15 protein-coding genes and 1 pseudogene are annotated in these 18,106 nt (G+C 59.6%); 8 read left to right on the forward strand and 8 right to left on the reverse strand.

Features of this window, described 5'->3' with window-relative positions; all coding sequences use genetic code 11:
* Nucleotides 1-77 precede the first annotated feature (77 nt).
* On the forward strand, nucleotides 78-2,468 hold the full coding sequence (locus tag JOE39_RS04125) for a diguanylate cyclase (RefSeq protein ID WP_024693498.1): 2,391 nt from the start codon (nucleotides 78-80) through the stop codon (nucleotides 2,466-2,468).
* A gap of 52 nt (nucleotides 2,469-2,520) precedes the next feature.
* On the opposite strand, the gene dacB is transcribed toward JOE39_RS04125, so the two are convergent.
* Nucleotides 2,521-3,987, reverse strand: a complete 1,467-nt coding sequence (gene dacB / locus JOE39_RS04130; RefSeq protein WP_003346102.1) for a D-alanyl-D-alanine carboxypeptidase/D-alanyl-D-alanine-endopeptidase — start codon at nucleotides 3,985-3,987, stop codon at nucleotides 2,521-2,523.
* Between the two features lie 338 nt (nucleotides 3,988-4,325).
* Between dacB and JOE39_RS04135 the strand changes: the two genes are divergently transcribed.
* Entirely contained in the window at nucleotides 4,326-4,670 is a 345-nt protein-coding gene (locus JOE39_RS04135; RefSeq protein ID WP_003346101.1) for a 50S ribosome-binding protein YggL, read from the forward strand.
* Between the two features lie 94 nt (nucleotides 4,671-4,764).
* Here the strand turns inward: JOE39_RS04135 and JOE39_RS04140 are convergent.
* From JOE39_RS04140 to JOE39_RS04170, 7 genes and pseudogenes are all read right to left on the reverse strand, one after another.
* Nucleotides 4,765-8,385 (reverse strand): annotated as a pseudogene (locus JOE39_RS04140) (transporter substrate-binding domain-containing protein).
* 8 nt (nucleotides 8,386-8,393) lie between these two features.
* Nucleotides 8,394-9,020, reverse strand: a complete 627-nt coding sequence (locus JOE39_RS04145) for a response regulator transcription factor (RefSeq protein WP_003423744.1) — start codon at nucleotides 9,018-9,020, stop codon at nucleotides 8,394-8,396.
* 359 nt (nucleotides 9,021-9,379) lie between these two features.
* Entirely contained in the window at nucleotides 9,380-9,772 is a 393-nt protein-coding gene (locus JOE39_RS04150; RefSeq protein ID WP_016567885.1) for a response regulator, read from the reverse strand.
* Between the two features lie 249 nt (nucleotides 9,773-10,021).
* Complete coding sequence (locus tag JOE39_RS04155) at nucleotides 10,022-11,353, reverse strand: deoxyguanosinetriphosphate triphosphohydrolase (protein ID WP_003392987.1); 1,332 nt, start codon at nucleotides 11,351-11,353, stop codon at nucleotides 10,022-10,024.
* 179 nt (nucleotides 11,354-11,532) lie between these two features.
* Nucleotides 11,533-11,889 (reverse strand): hypothetical protein, encoded by a 357-nt coding sequence (locus tag JOE39_RS04160; RefSeq protein WP_003346087.1) that lies wholly within the window; start codon nucleotides 11,887-11,889, stop codon nucleotides 11,533-11,535.
* Nucleotides 11,886-12,278 (reverse strand): phage holin family protein, encoded by a 393-nt coding sequence (locus JOE39_RS04165; protein ID WP_003392988.1) that lies wholly within the window; start codon nucleotides 12,276-12,278, stop codon nucleotides 11,886-11,888. The genes JOE39_RS04160 and JOE39_RS04165 overlap by 4 nt, the downstream gene beginning before the upstream one ends.
* Before the next feature lie 4 nt (nucleotides 12,279-12,282).
* A complete protein-coding gene (locus tag JOE39_RS04170) occupies nucleotides 12,283-12,597 on the reverse strand; it encodes a DUF883 family protein (RefSeq protein WP_003315618.1) in 315 nt (104 codons plus the stop codon).
* 247 nt (nucleotides 12,598-12,844) lie between these two features.
* Here JOE39_RS04170 and JOE39_RS04175 point away from each other — a divergent pair, with 247 nt between their 5' ends.
* The 6 genes from JOE39_RS04175 to JOE39_RS04200 all read left to right on the forward strand — a co-directional run bounded on the left by JOE39_RS04175 (nucleotide 12,845) and on the right by JOE39_RS04200 (nucleotide 18,096).
* Nucleotides 12,845-13,915: an acyltransferase gene (locus JOE39_RS04175; protein WP_003423749.1), complete on the forward strand. Its 1,071-nt coding sequence runs from the start codon at nucleotides 12,845-12,847 to the stop codon at nucleotides 13,913-13,915.
* A 57-nt stretch (nucleotides 13,916-13,972) separates the two neighbouring features.
* On the forward strand, nucleotides 13,973-14,215 hold the full coding sequence (locus JOE39_RS04180) for a glutaredoxin family protein (protein WP_003315616.1): 243 nt from the start codon (nucleotides 13,973-13,975) through the stop codon (nucleotides 14,213-14,215).
* 52 nt (nucleotides 14,216-14,267) lie between these two features.
* Complete coding sequence (pcaQ, locus tag JOE39_RS04185) at nucleotides 14,268-15,188, forward strand: pca operon transcription factor PcaQ (RefSeq protein WP_003423751.1); 921 nt, start codon at nucleotides 14,268-14,270, stop codon at nucleotides 15,186-15,188.
* Between the two features lie 137 nt (nucleotides 15,189-15,325).
* Nucleotides 15,326-16,045 (forward strand): protocatechuate 3,4-dioxygenase subunit beta, encoded by a 720-nt coding sequence (gene pcaH / locus JOE39_RS04190; protein ID WP_003416184.1) that lies wholly within the window; start codon nucleotides 15,326-15,328, stop codon nucleotides 16,043-16,045.
* An 11-nt stretch (nucleotides 16,046-16,056) separates the two neighbouring features.
* Complete coding sequence (gene pcaG / locus JOE39_RS04195; protein WP_153221101.1) at nucleotides 16,057-16,659, forward strand: protocatechuate 3,4-dioxygenase subunit alpha; 603 nt, start codon at nucleotides 16,057-16,059, stop codon at nucleotides 16,657-16,659.
* Nucleotides 16,660-16,746: 87 nt separating this feature from the next.
* Entirely contained in the window at nucleotides 16,747-18,096 is a 1,350-nt protein-coding gene (locus JOE39_RS04200) for an MFS transporter (protein ID WP_024960808.1), read from the forward strand.
* Nucleotides 18,097-18,106: the final 10 nt, after the last annotated feature.

Here is an 18,106-nt window from a genome sequence, read left to right on the forward strand (position 1 = left end):
AATTACTGGCGAATAGCTATAACAGAAGTCATAGCCAGCCTGACGCTTCCGTATGTTGGCGTCACGAGTTTGTGTGTATGACAGTGAAACGCTTCAAACTCAGAATTCTGAGTTTCATCAATGGTCAGCTTTCAGCGTGGCTTATCGCCGTCCTGGCATTGCTGGTCGGCGCGGCACTGACGATCATGCTGGCGCTGGCCGACAATGAGTTGTATCAGCGCCAGTTGCGTCAGCGTTTCGACATCATTGCTGCGGAGCGCTTCAGTCGCCTGCAGGAGCGTCTGGACAGGCAGGTTACCCGGCTCGACACCCTGGCTCGCTTCTTTATCTACTCCCATCAGGTTGAACCGTCCGAATTCGACGGGTTCGTCGCGCCGTTGCTGATTGGGACACAGGCGTATGCCTGGAACCCGAGGGTGCTGCAGGCCGAGCGGGCGGCTTTTGAAAGGCAGTCGCGTGAGGACGGCTCGCCCGGATATGCCATACGCGAGATGGATGAAAACGGCGCCTTGAAAGTCGCTGCCGTGCGAAATGAGTATTTCCCGGTTCGATTCATCCAGACCCTCAGCAACATTCCGACGCCAGCGGGGTTCGATATTGCCTCGGAGCCGGTGCGCCGTGCCGCGCTGGAACGTGCGCGGTTGCTGAAACGAACCGTCGCAACGCCGCGTATCCGCCTGTTGTCTCTGGAGCCATCTGACACCTACGGCATTTTGCTGGTCGCGCCCGTGTTCTCGATTGGCCAACCGGTTGCACAATTGAGGGGCTACGTCACCGCAGTGATCAGCCTGACGCAATTGATGAACGTCGGCACGGCAGATCAAGACAACCTTGCCGTGACCATGCTCGACCTGAGTTCGCCGGAAACACCCGAGCAGGTCTACCAGTCGCCGCTCCCAGCGATAGGCAGTCCGCTGTACGCCAGCAGCCTGCTGAGCCTGGGTGACAGGGATTATCTGGTCGAGGTTCGCCCTACGCAGATTTTCAGCCTGAACAACCAGATCATGATGCCCGGCCGGGTGTTGTGGCTTGGAGGGCTTTTGAGCCTGATGCTCAGCGCCTTGCTCTACAGTCTGATCAGCCAGCGTCAGCGCGCCCTGCAACGGGTGGCGCAGCGCACCCGCGAGCTGCGCCAGCGCGAGCAGCAATTGAGGGCTGCGCATGGGCAGTTGCGCAGTGTATTGGACGCGGCGACCGAAGTAGCGATCATCGCGACCGATCTTGACGGGCTGATCAAGACGTTCAATGTCGGTGCACAGAAAATGCTCGGCTATGCACAGGAGGATGTGCTGGGCAGGTTCCGCCTCATGGACTTTTACCAGTCAGCCGATCTGGAGGCCCGCGCGAGCCGCTTGAGCAAAAGCCGTGGGCAACCTATCAGCGCCTCGCAACTGATGTTTCTCGATGCCGTGCAGGACGGTAACCACCCTTCGCAGGAGTGGACCCTGCAGCGCAGCGATGGCAGCACGTTGGTGGTGAACATGCTGGTCACTGCGGTGCGCGACGATCAGGGGCTTTGGACCGGGTACCTTGCGGTGTGCATCGACGTCACCGAGCACAAGCGCGTCAATCAGGCCCTGGCCGAGAAGGGGCAATTGCTAAAAAAGCTTGGCTCGCAAGTGCCAGGCGGCATTTACCAGTACCACCTGGCCGTCGATGGCAGCGCACGTTTCAGGTACGCCAGCGCCGGCATGTGCGAACTGTTCGAGGTGGACGAAGAGCATCTGCTGGGCGATTCTGAAACTATCCTGCGACGCATACAGGCGGTGGACCTGGTGCGGGTCAGAAGCTCCATTCTGATCAGTGCAGAACACCTGACACCGTGGAGCGAAGAGTACCGCGTCGAGCTGCCACGCAAAGGGCTGCGCTGGTTACGCGCGGCGTCAACGCCTGAACGCCTGGCCGATGGCAGCGTGCTCTGGCATGGCTTTGTATCGGATATCACCGACCTCAAGCGCGTCGAGCAGGAGTTGCGTGCGCTGTCGGTCACCGATGTACTGACCGGTGCCTACAATAGGCGCTACTTTCAGGACCGGATGCAGGCCGAGCTGAAAAGAATCGACCGGCACGGCGGTAACCTGTCGATCATCATGCTCGATATCGATCACTTCAAACGCATCAATGACCGCTTTGGGCATGCCGCAGGTGATCAGGTGCTCAAGGCCATCTCGGAAAAGATCAGCCAGCGGCTGCGCAGCGACGATGTGTTCTGCCGTCTGGGTGGTGAAGAGTTCATGGTGATCTGCCCCGGAACGCGGGGTGCCCAGGCCTATCAACTGGCACTGAGCCTGCGCGAGGAACTGCGCAAGCAGGTTATCGAAGGCGTCGATCAGGTGGTCACAGGCAGCTTCGGGATCGCCAGCTGGCGCGAGGGTGAGGGTATCGACGCGATGTTGCTGCGCGCCGACTCCGGAGTCTACGCCGCCAAACAGGCCGGTCGCGACCGGGTAGAGCCCGAGCAGGGCTGATGCAGAGAGGCCCGCTGCGCAAGCGGGCCTGCTGATTGTCGGTATCGATTGGTTATTGCTGGATCGAGACCGTGGTGTTGGTCAGCTTGGGCTGCCGATACAGATCGACCAGTACCTCGTCGAGTATCGAGGATGCACCAAACGGACGCGGGTCGTTGAGGATCGCCACGACGGCCCAGGTGTTGCCGTTGCTGTCGCGGCTGAAGCCGGCAATCGCACGCACGGTATTCAGGGTGCCGGTCTTGATGTGCGCCTCGCCGAGCAGCGGGGTGCGCTTGAGTCGCTTGCGCATGGTGCCGTCGAGGCCGGCCAGCGGCATCGAGCTCATGAACTCGGCAGCGTAGGGGCTACGCCAGGCCGCTTGCAGGATCACCGCCATTTCACGCGCGCTGACACGCTCGGCCCGCGACAGCCCGGAGCCATTCTCCATGACCAGGTGCGGCGCGGTGATGCCTTTCTTCGCCAGCCACTGACGGATGACACGCTGTGCGGCCTTGCCGTCGTCACCGTCAGCTTCGTTGCGGAACTCTTCGCCCAGGCTCAGGAACAGTTGCTGGGCCATGGTGTTGTTGCTGAATTTGTTGATGTCACGAATGACTTCCACCAGATCCGGAGAAAAGGCCTTGGCCAGCAGCTTGGCATTGCCGGGCAGCACGCCAACGCGGTCCTTGCCCTGAATGGTGCCGCCCAGTTCCTGCCAGATGGCCCGCACTGCACCAGCCGCATAGGTGGGGTGGTCCAGCAGTGACAGGTAGGTCTGTGAATTGCAGCCATTGCCCAACTGGCCGGTGACCGTCACGTTGACGCTGCCATCGGCCTGGGTGACCGGGTTGTAGCGCACATCCCCGGTGCATTGCTTCGAGGCGCTTGCCTTGACCTGATTATCAATGCGGATGCTGGCAATAGGCGGCTCGACCGAGACCAGAATCCTGCCGTCGTCATTGCGGGTCACGAAGCGCAGCGCCTTGAGGTTGACCATCAGTGCGTCTGGCTTGACCAGAAACGGCTTGTTGTCGTCATTGCCGTCATCGTTGAACACCGGCAATTGCGGTTGCACGAAATGACTGCGGTCCAGTACCAGGTCGCCGGTCACCTGCTGCACGCCATTGGCGCGCAGGTCACGCATCAGCAGCCAGAGCTTTTCCATATTCAGCTTGGGATCGCCGCCGCCCTTGAGGTACAGGTTGCCGCGCAGCACGCCATTGCTCAGGGTGCCGTCGGTGAAGAATTCGGTTTTCCACTGGTGGGTCGGGCCGAGCATTTCCAGGGCCGCGTAGGTGGTGATCAGCTTCATGGTGGAAGCCGGGTTGACCGAGACGTCGGCGTTGAACACGGTGGGCGTGCCGGGGCCATTGAGCGGCAACATCACCAGCGACAGTGCGTCATCGCCGAGTTTGCTGGCTTTCATGGCCTGTTGAACCTTGGGGGGCAGCGTGGTGTTGATGACGGCGGCGTAGGAGGGCAGAGCCAGGGGCAAAAGAAGTGACGCGAGCAACAATGGACGTAGCGACTTGATCATTGACTAAAACCCTACTGCAAAGAGGGAAACGAAAAAGAGGGCATGGATGAATTCCCTCGGTAACTATTGCAAATGTCGATTCGATTTCGATAACTATAGTAGTGAATGCGCGGCGGGCTTTTTTTGTAACACACAATGCCACGCATGAAACGAGCCGCATTATGCCCCAAGCGGGGCAGGCTTGTGACCGGGGGACAAGCCGGTAAATGCTATTTTTTATTGAATCGGCATGCACGGCGGTCGCAAAGCCGGATATCCATCACACGCCGCAATTGTCGGGCTTTTAAGTCGCCAAGCTGGTAAAGTGCCGCCCGATATTTATTGATGAGGATTGTCCCATGGCCACTAACCGCTCCCGCCGTCTGCGCAAAAAACTGTGTGTGGACGAGTTCCAGGAATTGGGTTTTGAACTGAACCTGGACTTCAAGCAAGAGCTGGACGACAAGGCAATCGATGCTTTCCTTGACGCTTTCCTGAAAGAAGCAATGGAAGCCAACGGTCTTGGCTATGTGGGCGGCGACGACTTCGGTCTGGTTTGCCTGAGCAAGCGTGGCTCGGTCAGCGAAGAGCAGCGTGCTGCTGTCGAAGCCTGGCTCAAGGGTCGCAGCGAACTGACAGAAGTCACTGTCAGCCCGCTGATCGACGTCTGGTACCCGGAAAAGGAAATCAATCCGGCCGCCTGATGTAACGGGAAGCAGGCCAGCGCCTGCTTCCCTTGCTTGTTCCCCGCACGTCTCCCGTTTATCTCCCCCTTCGTTGTACCGTCTCTGCGCTCGCTCAGTCAGGTTTTGCCTGTTGCAGCATCAGTGCGTCCTCAAGCTCGATCATGGCCAGTTCGACTGCCTGCTGGCAGGTGTAGAACTGTTCATCGGGTGTGTCCGGTTCGCAGGCCAGTTCGAGCGCATCACAGGCATCGACCACCCGTGAAGCGGTGATGATGCGTGCCGCGCCCTTGATCCTGTGCGCCAGGTCGCGGGTTTTCTGACGATTGTTTTCCGGCATCAGTCTGGCCAGCAACAGCCGGTCTTCGTGGTTACTGTGCAGCAGCTGCGCGAGCAGACGCTCAACCATTTCAGGACGGTCACCGGTCAGGTTGCTGACGCTGTCGAGGCTGAAGGGCAGGGCTCGTGTGGGCGCCAGCGGGGCGATGGCTGTCAGCCGTTCGCTGAGCATCGAGAGGCTGATGGGTTTGAACAGGCAGTCGTCCATGCCCGCCGTCCGGCAGCGCTCGATCTCGTCGGGCTGCGCGTTGGCCGTGAAGCCCCAGACAGGGCAGCGTTGGCGTTCGCAGGCGCGCTCATGTTCGCGGATAGCAGCGGTCATGTCGTAGCCGTTCATGATCGGCATATTGCAATCGGCGACGACCAGATCGAAGGCATCTGTTTTCCAGCGATCAAGCCCTTGCGCGCCGTTTTCGGCCATTTCGCAGTGATGGCCGAGAAAGCCGAGCTGCTGGCAAAGCAGCAGTCGATTGGCTGGATGATCGTCGACGATCAGGATCCTGAGGGCCTGATGAGCGACGGCTGCCGGCTGCGCAACGACGGGCTGCCCGGTCAGAGGCTCCAGTGTGGTCAGCACCAGATTCATGCTGATCCGAGTGCCGTGCCCCGGTGTGCTGTAGAGCGAGAGATTGCCGCCCATCATCATGCACAGGTTGCGGCAGATCACCAGCCCGAGTCCGGCGCCGGTACGCGCCATTTGTCAAGTGTTATCGGCCTGGGCGAACGGCTCGAACAAGCGTTGCTGGTCTTCGACACTGATGCCGATGCCGCTGTCCTGAACGGTGATGTGCAGATGCAGCAGTTGCGGGTCCGGGCTTTCGGCTGCCTGCAATACGACCTTGATTCGCCCCATCGGGGTGAACTTGATGGCGTTGCTGACCAGGTTGGACAGTATCTGTTTGAAGCGTAGCGGGTCGATCAGCACGTCGGCGTTGATCCTGCTGTCCAGTTCCAGCACCAGCTCGAGGTCCTTCTGCTGCGCCAGACCGTCGAATACCCTGAGCACCGACTCTACCAGCCGGCGTAGATTCGCCCGCTCGGGGTTGAGTGACAGCCGCCCGGATTCGATGCGGGCGATGTCGAGGATATCGCCGATCAGGTCGAGCAGGTCGTTGGCCGAGCTGTAGGCGACTTCGATGGCGGACCGATCCAGTTCGCCGTGATCGGCACGTTTGAGCGCCAGCTCCAGCATGCCGATCACCGCATTCATCGGGGTGCGGATTTCATGGCTCATGGTGGCAAGGAAGGTGCTTTTGGCTCGGCTGGCGGCGTCGGCCTGTTCCTTGGCAGCCTGCAGGTCTTCGATGAGCTGGCGACGCTCGCTGATGTCGATCCAGCCGCCGATGATGCCCTGTACTTCGCCCAGAGAATCACGAAACGGCAGGATCCAGTGGTAGATGGTCAGCTGTCGATCGCCAATGCGCAAAGGGCGGTCGAGGATCAGCGCGGTATTGCTGGCCATGACCCGCTGATAGTCGGCAGCGTATTCCCGGGCTTCGAAGGCGTTGCCCAGCACCCCTTCGGTGGCGCTCTTGCCGATGATGTCTTCCCGTTGCGCGGAGAAAACCCTGAGGTAGCTGTCATTGCACATGCGTAGCATGCCTTCGCGATCCCGCACGTAGATCGGATGCGGCGTACCCTCGACCAGGGCGCGCATGAATTCGAACTGATCGCCCAGAGCCCGCTCCGCAGCCTCACGCTGACGTATCTGCCGGCGCATCCAGGCATTCCAGGCCAGCAGGCCCAGCAGCAACAGGCCTGCACCCACCACAATCTGATAGATCAGCCGTTCATAGTCATGCCAGTTGGCACGTGAGGGTGTGTAAACGCGCCAGCGATTGTTGATCGCTGCCATGTCCTGTGGTGCGATGCTCGCCAGGGCCTTGTCGAGAATCGAGCTCAGCTCGATGGCATTGCGTGAGGTCGCCATGGAAATCAGCGCCGGATCCTCGCCGATGGTGGCGGTCATCTGCAAACGCTCCTCGAAGATCCCGGAAGACAGGAAATAGTCTGCGCTGAGCAGCGAGATGACCGCACCTTCCGCCCGGCCCAGTGACAACATGTCCAGCGCCTGGAACGGGTTGTCGATCTCCAGCGGCACGACCCTGGGGTATTTGCGGCTTAGCCAGTCGAGCACCGGGCTGCCTTGGGTGATTGCCAGACGCTTGCCGTCCATTTGCTCCAGATAGCTGGGGGCGCCCTGGTCCTTGCGGGTGACCAGCACGAACGAATTGTCGATGTAGGGGCGGGTGAAGCTGAATCGGTCCTCACGCGCATCACTGGACACCAGCGCGCCAATCATGTCTGCCTGACCTTCGCCGACCTGATTGAGCATGTCGGTCAGGCTGGGCGAGCGTTTGACGTCGAACCTGAGCCCGGTACGCAGGCGCACCAGTTCGAGCAAGTCGGCGGTGATGCCGCGAAAGTTACCCTTGGCATCGAAGAATGTCAGCGGCGCGTACGCTTCGTTGACGACCACGCGCACGGTCGGGTGCTGAGCGATCCAGCGCTCCTCGCGTTGCGTCAGTTGCAGCTTCTGGTCGGTGAGCATCAGGTCGCTGCCCGTGCTCCAGCGTCTGGAAATATTGATCCGTTCATCGACGGGGATGGCTTTCAGCGTCTGATTGATGATGCCCAGCAGTTGCGTGTTTTCGTTGCTGACCGCGAAGCTGAAACCGTTGGGCTCGTGCTTGCCGAAATTCGACATCTGCACGTTGTTCAGATAACCCTTGTTGATGATGTACTGGGTGGAAATCGTATCGCCCAGGAACACGTCCGCCTGATTGAAGGCGACTGCGTTGATGGCGTTCTGAAAAGAGGGATAGGTCTTCAGCGTTGCGCCGGGATAGGACGCTTCGACCTCGGCAGGCGGCAGGTAGTGATAGACCATGCTCAGCCGCATGCCTTTCAGGCCCTCGTTCAGGGGGCGGGTGTCTCCGACCCGAGTGACCAGAACGGGCTGGTCCACCGAGTAGGGCTGTGAAAGCCTGATATTGCGATCGACGGCTTCAAAACCGTTTGCGGTGCCCAGCAGATCGATCTGGCCTGCGGCAAGGGCCTTGATCGCTGCATTACGGGTTTCGAAACGCTGGACCCTGACGGGCAGGTCCAGCGCATCCGAAATGATCCCTGCGTAATCGGCAGTGATGCCTTCGTAATCGTTCCCTGAAATCGTGATATCGAAGGGCGGGTAATCGGGGTTCGAGGTGCCGAGAATCAGTTCGCGTTGCCCGCGCACCCACTGCCACTGGTGACTGTCCAGCTTCACGTCCATGTGCGCCGGGCTCGAGCGGCCGAGCAGGGTGTAGTGATCGGCCGCATGAATACCGGCCTCAGCAACCCAGCCCAGGCACAGGCTTGTGGCCAGTATTAATAATTGTCTGAAGCGCTTGGGCATCCGTTTTCTCACACTAGCGCGTTGCGTTTTGCCATCTCGATAAGTTCTACCAAGGTTCTGGTTTTCAGTTTTTGCATAAGCCGTGTTTTGTAAGTGCTGACGGTTTTGTTACTGAGAAACATGCCCTTGGCTATTTCCTTGTTGGAACGGCCTTGGGCAAATAACTGCAAGACCATCAGTTCGCGGTCATTGACCAACTTGAACAGCTCCAGCTCGTTGGTCTGGCCATCTTCACGAACTGCGCACGTCAACGCCTGACTGGGAAAGTAATTGTAGCCGGATAATACCGCTTTCACCGAACTGAGCAGTTCGCTAAGGTCTTCCTGCTTGCACACATAACCCGAGGCACCTGATTGCATGCAGCGAATGGCAAACAGGTTGGGGGTCTGCGACGTCAGCACCAGAATCTTGGAGGGCAGCCCCATCGTATTGAAGCGGGCCAGCACCTCGAGGCCGTCGAGCTTGGGGATGCTGATGTCGAGGATGATCAGGTCGGGCATGCATTCACGCACCATCTGCATGGCGTCGACACCGTTGTCGGTTTCGCCGACCACCTCATAATTTTCATTCTCCAGGAGCATTCTGACCGCCATCCGGATGACCGGATGATCGTCGATGATAAAAACTGAGTTCATATTCCATTCCATAACAAGCAGTGAAGAAAGCGCGCACCTTAGCTCAGATGTTCGGGCAGGCACATAAAGAGACTTGCTCGGCAGGCATATATAGGAAAAGTCCTACAAAAATTAGCGTATCGGAGTACGTAAAAGCCTACGTAGAACACAAGTGTGTTTAAACGTTAACGCTTATTTCAATGTGTATTTGACGAGTGATGCATCAAATTTTTATTACTTTCTGGAATCATCATTCATGTTGACTGCTGATTTCCTACGCGTCTGAACGTCGTATTTAATCGGTACGGTTTGTCGGTGTTAAGGTATGTATCTGTTTTTACCCTGCCTATCTGAAAGCGGATAAAGCCGGTTTACCGACGTCAGTCAATGAGGTGCCCCAGCAGGCGGCTGAGGTCGGGCCCGTGCAGGGGCTTGCTCAGGCAGCCGAGCAGGGGGAGATCGCGCTGCAGGGCGAGTTGCTGCAGGTTTTCAAGCTGTGTGTCAGGCAAGCCGCTGAGCAGAATCGCCTGGCGCAGCCAGCCGTGTCGGGCTGCCTCGTCGATCAGGTCGAGGCCTGACATGTCCGGCAGGCACTGATCGCACAGCACAAGCCCGTACGGTTCGGCGCTGCGTTGCATGGCGGCCATGGCCTCGGCAGCCGTCAGCACGGGTGTCAGCAGGAAGTAGCCATGGTTGTTGAGCAGCACCTGAGTGGCGATCAATTGAAACGGGTGATCTTCCACCAGAAGGATGCGCAGGCTATGTGTGGACATGAGCGTTCCGGAAAAGCCCTGGCGAGGCGTTCAGGCGTCGGCAGGCGGCGTGCGGACCCGTGAGTATCGCAGGCGGATGGATGACGTGCCGGATGGCAGTTGAAGTGGCTGGAATTATTGAGGGATGCAAGAAAAGCTGCGATAGGACCCGTCTGACATGCATGTAGGGCCTGTCTGAGTTTTGCGGGGTGATCAGGTCTGACCAGCCTTTGCCTGTGTGCGTTCAGGCAGCGGGCTGGTCGATGGAGGCTATATCTGTCCGGAGCGGCCAGTCATTTCCCGGGCCATTTCACTGGCGTAGCTGTCGGTCATGCCCGCAATGAAGTCGATCATGCGCAGGAAAGATGCATGCAGCGGTGCCTTGGGATCGGGCGCGCTGTTACCCAGTAAATCGAGGATGCGTCGATGCTTGAACGATGGCGTCCTGCCGCCGAACTGCTCGACGGCCGCGCCGCAGAATGCGTTGAGGAGGATCTCCAGCGTGGTGTAGGCACCGATTTCATGCAGTGTCTTGCGCTTGTCCTGAAAGATTTTCTTGCGCGCCATGTCCTTGGCGTTGAGCACGCAGCGTTTGGCCGGGCCGTGCATGTGCTCGACCAGGTCGCCAGGCAGGGTGCCGGCCAGCAAGGCGTCCTGCTGCTCGACGAAGGCTCTGGCGGCCGCGTTGGTCAAGTGCTCGATGGCCTTGCCACGCAGGATTGCCAGTTTGCGCCGTCGTGAGTCGCCCGGGCCCAGTTGTCGGTAGGTTTCCGGAAGATCGTCGCCGACCAGCCCGAGCAAAAGCGATTCCACTTCTGCGTAGTTGAGCAGGTCCATCTCCAGACCGTCTTCCAGATCGATCAGGGCGTAACAGATGTCGTCGGCCGCCTCCATCAGATACACCAGCGGATGACGCGCCCAACGCTGGTCTTCGAGCTGCGGCAAACCCAGCTTGCCGGCGATCTGCTCAAGGATCGGCAGTTCACTTTGATAGCAGCCGAACTTGTGCTTCTTGTAGCCCAGCGAGTCCGCGTGGCGTGCGGTCCACGGGTATTTGAGGTATGTGCCCAATGTGGCGTAGGTCAGGCGGGTGCCGCCGTCGAACTGGTGGTATTCCAGCTGCGTCAGCACCCGGAACCCTTGGGCATTGCCTTCGAAATTGAGGAAGTCATTGCGCTCGGTGTCGCTCATCGCGTCGAGCCAGCCGCGCCCGGCCGCCTGATTGAACCAGTTGCGAATTGCATCTTCGCCCGAATGGCCGAACGGCGGATTGCCGATGTCGTGCGCCAGACAAGCCGATTGCACGACCATGCCCAGGTCGCTCGGATCGCACCATTCAGGCAGGGCAGAGCGCAGCGTTTCGCCGACACGCATCCCCAGCGAACGGCCGACACAACTGACTTCCAGCGAATGGGTCAGGCGCGTATGGATATGATCATTGCTGGACACCGGATGCACCTGGGTCTTGCGTCCCAAGCGGCGGAAGGCCCCGGAAAAGATGATCCGGTCATGGTCCTTGTGAAACGGACTGCGCCCCAGTTCCTCGGGGCTGTGCAGGGTCTTGCCCAGTCGTTCGCGGTTAAGCAGTGTTTGCCAATCCAATGCGTTCACTCCGTCAGTAATTGGGGCGTAGCTTCCCGCTTCGACACGCCTGCCGCAAGGGGCGCATTGATGAAAACAGGTCCCGTAGAAAAACAAATGCCTGCACCGGAATTCCGGAGCAGGCATTTATATTAAGGCCAGTACAGTCAGGCCAGGATCATGCGAGATGCACGGCGCGATCAGACTTTGCGATTGCGATTCTGCAGGGCGCGTGCTTGCATGGCGACCTTGACTACCGGCGTCAACGTGATGCCCAGCTTTAACAGGCGGCCCAGCAGGCTGGTACGTCCGGTCTTGGCACGTTTGCCGCTCAGGAAGCCCAGCAGGGCGACCGAGCCCACGCCCCAGAGCGGCGCGTGGCGAAAGCCCAGCGCGCTTTTCCAGTCATGGCGGATACCGCGAAAGCGTTGCAACGGCTGCATCAGTTGCGTCGATTCGTGGCGAATTTCCTGGCGGTGCATTTCCATGCGCAGGCGGATCAATGCCTTGCGCAGTTCTCGACGAGTATTGCTCTGGTGCGACTTGGGTTCACTCATGGCATCAATCGCTCACGGTCATTGGCCAGTTCTTCGAGGGTCGCGTGGAAGGGCGAAGACTCGTCGAAGATCGCTGCCTTGAGGCGCAATCCACAGAAGATCGCGGCCAGCAGGTAAAACGTACACAGGCCAACGATGCCGGCCAAGCGATAGCTGTCCCACAGAACGATCAGCAGCAAGGCCGAGAGCCCGGTGAGCAGCAGCAGGCCGAAAACCAGTGCCAGACCGGCGAACAGCAGCAGGCTGACGGTTCGCGCTTTCTGTTCCTGCAATTCAATGCCGAACAGCTCGACGTGAGTGTGCAACAGGCCAAGGAAGGCAGCGCCCAGGCGCCGCGGTGAAGCGCCCGGAGTTCCCTCGGGCGGTGCTGATTCCGTTCCCAGAGTCATGATGTTAGCGCCTTGTAGCCAGCAGACCGATCAGAAAGCCGACACCTGCGGCGATACCGACGGACTGCCAGGGGTTGTTCTGAACGTAATCTTCGGTGGCGACCACTGCCGCTTCACCGCGCTCGCGCAACGAATCTTCGGTGGTCTTCAGGGTTTCCTTGGCACGCAGCAGGCTTTCGCGGATCTGGGCGCGCAATTCATCGGCCTGATCACCCGCGAGAGAGGCGGTATGCGCCAGCAATTTCTCAGTGTCGGCAACCAGTACCTGGAAGTCGGCTCTCAGGATTTCCTGAGCATTCTGTGCAGTTTCGCGGGCCATGATGTTCTCCGTTTGGTGGGCGTATGAATGTTTCGAGTACAGGTGATTCCTGAAGGTTCACTTCGATTGCCGCATCGTGTTCGATCAGGCTTTGCACTGCAGTTGCACCTTACTCCAAAAGTATCTGCCAGCAAAAACCGCAACCACTGGAAGATTGGGGTTTCGTATTTCTGGCCATTGGCTATGCTCCACACGCGTGATCAAGGGAAGGCCTGGCGCGCGCGACATCCGTTGAATGGAGAGAGGCATGGAGCGGCTGTATTCCCTGCAGGGGCTCAGGGGCGTAGCGGTCCTGGGCGTTGTGTTGTTTCACATGATGTCGGTAGAGAGCAAGTTTTCCGGTGGCGATATCCTTTTGCCGCCCTGGCTCGATTTTTTTCAGTTGGGCGTCGATCTGTTCTTCGTCATCAGCGGATTCGTCATGGTGATTGTCAGCCGTGGCCGTTTTCAGAGCGCAATCGAAGCCCAGCGGTTTTTGTTCAATCGGGTATCGCGGATCTATCCCACGTACTGGTTGTACTTTTTCATCACCCTGGCGGTTTATCTGGTGCAGCCTGGCATGGTCAACAGCGGGCATGGCTCGTCCAATCTGATCATGTCGTTCCTGCTGTTGCCCAACGACAAGGTGCTGCTGGTGATGGTGGCCTGGTCGCTGCTGTTCGAACTGTGGTTTTACGTAGTGTTCTCCGGCTTTCTGCTGTTTCGCGAGCGCAGCCTGCCGTTTCTGCTCGGCGGCTGGTGTCTGATCATCGTGGCGTTCAACACGCTGGCAGACTGGCAGGACTATTCCCCGGCAGTGAAGATCATCCTGCATCCCTATGCCCTCGAGTTCATGCTTGGCGCCGCGCTGGCCTTGTTCTTTTACGGTCGCCACAGTGCCCGCGTGCCGACTGCTGCGGTCTGGTTACTGCTCGGTGTCGCGTTGTTGGCGGCGGTGCCCCTGATCGGCTATTACCGGCTGTATGAGAGTCAGGGGTTGCTGCGCATGCTCATGGTCGGCGGCACGTTCGGCATGCTGGTGGTGACGCTGGCATTGCTCGAACGGCGTCGACACCTGCGGGTGCCCGGGTTTCTGGTTGCCGTGGGCGATATGTCCTACACGGTCTACCTGTCTCATCTGCTGGTGCTGGGGGTGATCGGCAGGGTCTGGAGTCTGGTGGGAGCCTGGCCCGAAAGCTACCTGGACAACCTGTTTTTCGCGCTGCTGATGATGGCTGCGGCGGTGTGCTATGGCTGGGTCGGTTATCGTTGTTTCGAGAAACCGGTACTGGATCGCGCCAATGCGTTCAGCAAGGCGCATTTTCGGGTGTCGACGTGATCCCGGTGCGCGCCTAGAATAATTTCCGCTTGCCGAGGATTCGCCGAGGATCGACTCATGCCCCCCGAATGTCAGCTGTTCAGCACCTTGGGATGCCCGCTGTGCGAGGTTGCCGAAGCGGTTTTACTTCCGTTCGCCATCGAACACGGCCTGCTGGTTGAGCTGGTCGACATCTGCGAGGATGAGCAACTGCTTGAACGCTACGAGTTGCGCGTTCCTGTGTTGCGGCGAGTCGACACCGGCGACGAGCTGGACTGGCCATTTGACGCGCCTCAAGTGGCGTCGTTTCTGAGTCGTTGAGCTGCCTTGTCGTTGAGCTGCATTCCCTTTCATTTACCGGACACGACGCGCAGTGAATATCGATACACGCATCAAATTTCGCCACCTGGTCTGCTTTCTCGAAGTGGCTCGGCAGGGCAGTCTGGCGCGTGCTTCCGACGTTCTGGCGATCAGTCAGCCGGCGCTGTCGAAAAGTCTCAAAGAGCTGGAAACCCTGCTCGACACCACGCTGTTCGTGCGCAGCAAGAGCGGCGCGGCACTCACCGAAGCGGGCGTGGCGTTCATGCGCTTTGCCGGGCCCAGCGTGCAGGCCCTGCGCGAGGGCGTCAGCAGCCTGCGTTCGGGTGAGCACGATACGGTCACTGCACGACTGGGCGTACTGTCGACGGCCGAAAGCCTGTTGGTGCCCGAGGTGGTTCATCGCCTGCACCAGCAGCACCCGGCGCTGATCGTCAGCGTAATGACCGGGCCCAGTGCCTATCTGCTGTCGCAATTGAGGGTAGGGGAGCTGGATCTGGTGGTCGGGCGCATGACGGACAGTCCGCAGATTCAGGGCCTGACGTTCGAGCACCTGTACAACGAGTCGATGACGCTGGTGGTGCGCAGCGATCACCCATTGCTGGCTGCGCCGCTCAAGCCCGAAAGTCTCGAGCAGTTCCCGCTGGTGTTGCCGCTGGCAGGCACCACCATCCGCAAGTTTGCCGACAGCCTGTTCGTACAGTGCGGCATCCGCATGCCACGTCAGCGCCTTGAAACCCTTTCGCTCACCCTCAGCCGCCGCTATGTGCAATGCAGCGATGCGGTGTGGATCGCGCCGCTGGATGCCGTGTCGCTGGAGTTGAAAGGCGGCACGCTGGTCGAACTGGACATGGGTATTCGTGAGCCGGGCGGCTCTGTCGGTTTGTGCAGCAACCCGGCCTTGCCACTCACGCGCGCAGCGCAGTGGTGCGTGGACGAGCTGCGGAGTCTTGGAGAGGCCTATCGCAACGTCTAGCATCCATAACCAAATGGTTATGGATCATAGGGTTTATTTCAGTTCTCTATAAGCATGGATCGCGCGACACTTCGCCGCAGCCTGTAGCGCATGTGATCGACGCCTGCGCGGCCCATAAGAAAAACGAGGAGAACGCCATGTCTGCCGCGGACAACAGCCGCTTCGTCATTCGTGACCGAAACTGGCATCCAAAAGCTCTCACCCCTGATTACAAGACCTCGATCCTGCGCTCGCCGCGTCAGGCGCTGGTCAGTATCCCGCAGTCCATTTCCGAAACCACCGGCCCGGATTTCTCGCATTTGAAATTCGGCCAGCACGATAACGACCTGCTGCTCAATTTCAACAACGGTGGGCTGCCCATCGGTGAGCGTATCCTGCTGGCCGGGCGGGTCTGCGATCAGTACGGAAAGCCGATCCCGCATACGCTGGTGGAGATCTGGCAGGCCAACGCCGGCGGGCGTTATCGCCACAAGCGCGATGCCTATCTGGCGCCTATCGATCCCAATTTCGGCGGCGTCGGACGTGCACTGACCGACAGCGAAGGCAATTACAGCTTCCGTACCGTCAAGCCAGGGCCTTACCCATGGCGCAACGGTCCCAACGACTGGCGCCCGGCGCATATTCATGTGTCGATCAGCGGGCCGTCGATTGCCACACGGCTGATCACTCAGTTGTATTTCGAAGGCGACCCGCTGATTCCGATCTGCCCGATCGTCAAGGCCATCGCCAACCCGGACGCCGTGCAGAGCCTGATTGCCAGGCTCGACCTGGGCCTGGGCAATCCGATGGATTGCCTGGCGTATCGCTTTGATATCGTGTTGCGCGGCCAGCGCAAGACTCATTTCGAAAACTGCTGAGGAGGCCCGACATGCCCGTTCAATTGCTGCAGGAAACCCCTTCGCAAACCGCTGGCCCTTACGTTCACATCGGTCTTGCACCACAGGTGGCCGGCAACCCGCCCCGCGAGCTGGAAATCTGGAACGAGATGGCCAGGCCCGAGGCGCCCGGCGAGCACATCGTATTGCTGGGCAACGTCTTCGACGGCAACGGTCACCTGATCCGCGATGCCTATCTGGAGTTCTGGCAGGCAGATCATCAGGGTGCGTATCACAGCGAATTCGACCCGGACAGGCCGTTCAACGGCTTTGGTCGCACGGCTACCACGGACGATGGCCAATGGATCCTCAAGACCATCAAGCCAGGCTCGGCGCGCAATGCGGCGGGCGTGCCGATGGCGGCGCACATCAATGTTTCGCTGTTTGCGCGGGGCATCAATATTCATCTGCAGACGCGGTTGTATTTCGACGACGAAGCCCAGGCGAACGCGCAGGACCCGGTGCTCAACCTGATTGAGCAGCCCCCGCGTCGTGAAACCCTGGTGGCACGCCGCTGCACGCATGAGGGGCAGACGGCCTATCGTTTTGATATCCGCGTGCAAGGTGAAGGCGAGACAGTGTTTTTCGATTTCTGAATCGCTTGTCGATTCAGCAATCAATGTGCGTGCGTTTCAAGGCGCCTGCATCGGCAGGCGACCCTATAAAAATAAAAGGACCCCTCCATGACGCTTTCCGCCGGCAGCCCCGCGTCGAGTACGCTCGACGTTCAGGCCTTTATCAATGCACAACCGCTATCCGGGTATCAGTGGCGAGTGGTTGCGCTGTGTTTTCTGATCGTGTTTCTCGACGGCCTCGATACTGCCGCAATGGGCTTCATTGCACCCGCACTCAGCCAGGATTGGGGGATCGATCGGGCCAGCCTGGGGCCGGTGATGAGTGCTGCGCTGATCGGCATGGTGTTCGGCGCGCTGGGTTCCGGCCCGCTGGCCGACCGCTTCGGGCGCAAGGTGGTGCTGGTGGTCGCGGTGCTGCTGTTCGGTCTTTTCAGCCTGGCCTCAGCTTACAGCAGCAACATCGATCAATTGCTGGTACTGCGCCTGTTGACCGGGCTGGGGCTCGGCGCGGCGATGCCCAACGCCACCACCTTGCTGTCGGAATACACCCCCGAGCGGCTCAAGTCGCTGCTGGTGACGAGCATGTTCTGCGGTTTCAATCTGGGCATGGCATGCGGCGGTTTTGTATCAGCCAAACTGATCCCCAGCATGGGCTGGCACAGCCTTCTGATGCTGGGCGGTATCCTGCCCCTCCTGCTGGGGTTGGTGCTGATGGTCTGGCTGCCGGAGTCGGCGCGATTTCTGGTGGTACGTAATCGCGGTGCAGAGCGGATTCGCAAGGTGCTGGCACCGATTGCGCCCAAGGCGCTGGCCGGTATCACTGATTTCAGCGTTCCCGAACAGAAAACGGTCAGCAGCCGCAATGTGCTGAAAGTGATCTTCTCCGGCAACTACAGTGCCGGCACGCTGTTGCTGTGGCTGACGTATTTCATGGGGCTGGTCATCGTCTACCTGCTGACCAGCTGGCTGCCGACGCTGATGCGCGACAGCGGCGCGAGCATGGAACAGTCGGCCTTTATTGGCGCGCTGTTTCAGTTCGGCGGGGTGTTGAGTGCTGTGGGCGTGGGCTGGGCGATGGATCGTTACAATCCGCACAAGGTCATTGGTTGTGCCTATGCACTGGCGGGGGTGTTCGCCTGGCTGGTCGGGCAGAGTCTGGGTAATGTCGCGCTGTTGGCGACACTGGTGCTGCTGGCCGGCATGTGCATCAACGGCGCGCAGTCGGCAATGCCGTCGCTGGCAGCGCGTTTTTACCCCACTCAGGGGCGTGCCACGGGCGTGTCGTGGATGCTCGGGATCGGCCGTTTCGGCGCCATTCTCGGCGCCTGGGCCGGTGCCACGCTGCTGGGCCTGGGCTGGACGTTCGAGCAGGTGCTGACCGCGCTGGTCATCCCGGCGGCGCTAGCCGCGATAGCGGTGCTGATCAAAGGCTGGGTCAGCCATTCGGACGCTACCTGAAACCTTTCAA

The sequence above is a fragment of the Pseudomonas sp. PvP100 genome (genome assembly GCF_017833055.1).
Classification (GTDB): domain Bacteria; phylum Pseudomonadota; class Gammaproteobacteria; order Pseudomonadales; family Pseudomonadaceae; genus Aquipseudomonas; species Aquipseudomonas syringae.

Excerpts from the sequence above, each read along its gene's own strand:
- JOE39_RS04180 (WP_003315616.1), top strand. The coding sequence starts at position 13,973 with ATGCCCCCCGAATGTCAGCTGTTCAGCACCTTGGGATGCCCGCTGTGC.
- JOE39_RS04145 (WP_003423744.1), bottom strand. The coding sequence starts at position 9,020 with ATGAACTCAGTTTTTATCATCGACGATCATCCGGTCATCCGGATGGCG.
- pcaH (WP_003416184.1), top strand. The coding sequence starts at position 15,326 with ATGTCTGCCGCGGACAACAGCCGCTTCGTCATTCGTGACCGAAACTGG.
- JOE39_RS04170 (WP_003315618.1), bottom strand. The coding sequence starts at position 12,597 with ATGGCCCGCGAAACTGCACAGAATGCTCAGGAAATCCTGAGAGCCGAC.
- JOE39_RS04150 (WP_016567885.1), bottom strand. The coding sequence starts at position 9,772 with ATGTCCACACATAGCCTGCGCATCCTTCTGGTGGAAGATCACCCGTTT.
- JOE39_RS04125 (WP_024693498.1), top strand. The coding sequence starts at position 78 with ATGACAGTGAAACGCTTCAAACTCAGAATTCTGAGTTTCATCAATGGT.
- JOE39_RS04200 (WP_024960808.1), top strand. The coding sequence starts at position 16,747 with ATGACGCTTTCCGCCGGCAGCCCCGCGTCGAGTACGCTCGACGTTCAG.
- JOE39_RS04135 (WP_003346101.1), top strand. The coding sequence starts at position 4,326 with ATGGCCACTAACCGCTCCCGCCGTCTGCGCAAAAAACTGTGTGTGGAC.
- JOE39_RS04160 (WP_003346087.1), bottom strand. The coding sequence starts at position 11,889 with ATGAGTGAACCCAAGTCGCACCAGAGCAATACTCGTCGAGAACTGCGC.
- JOE39_RS04175 (WP_003423749.1), top strand. The coding sequence starts at position 12,845 with ATGGAGCGGCTGTATTCCCTGCAGGGGCTCAGGGGCGTAGCGGTCCTG.
- pcaG (WP_153221101.1), top strand. The coding sequence starts at position 16,057 with ATGCCCGTTCAATTGCTGCAGGAAACCCCTTCGCAAACCGCTGGCCCT.
- JOE39_RS04165 (WP_003392988.1), bottom strand. The coding sequence starts at position 12,278 with ATGACTCTGGGAACGGAATCAGCACCGCCCGAGGGAACTCCGGGCGCT.
- dacB (WP_003346102.1), bottom strand. The coding sequence starts at position 3,987 with ATGATCAAGTCGCTACGTCCATTGTTGCTCGCGTCACTTCTTTTGCCC.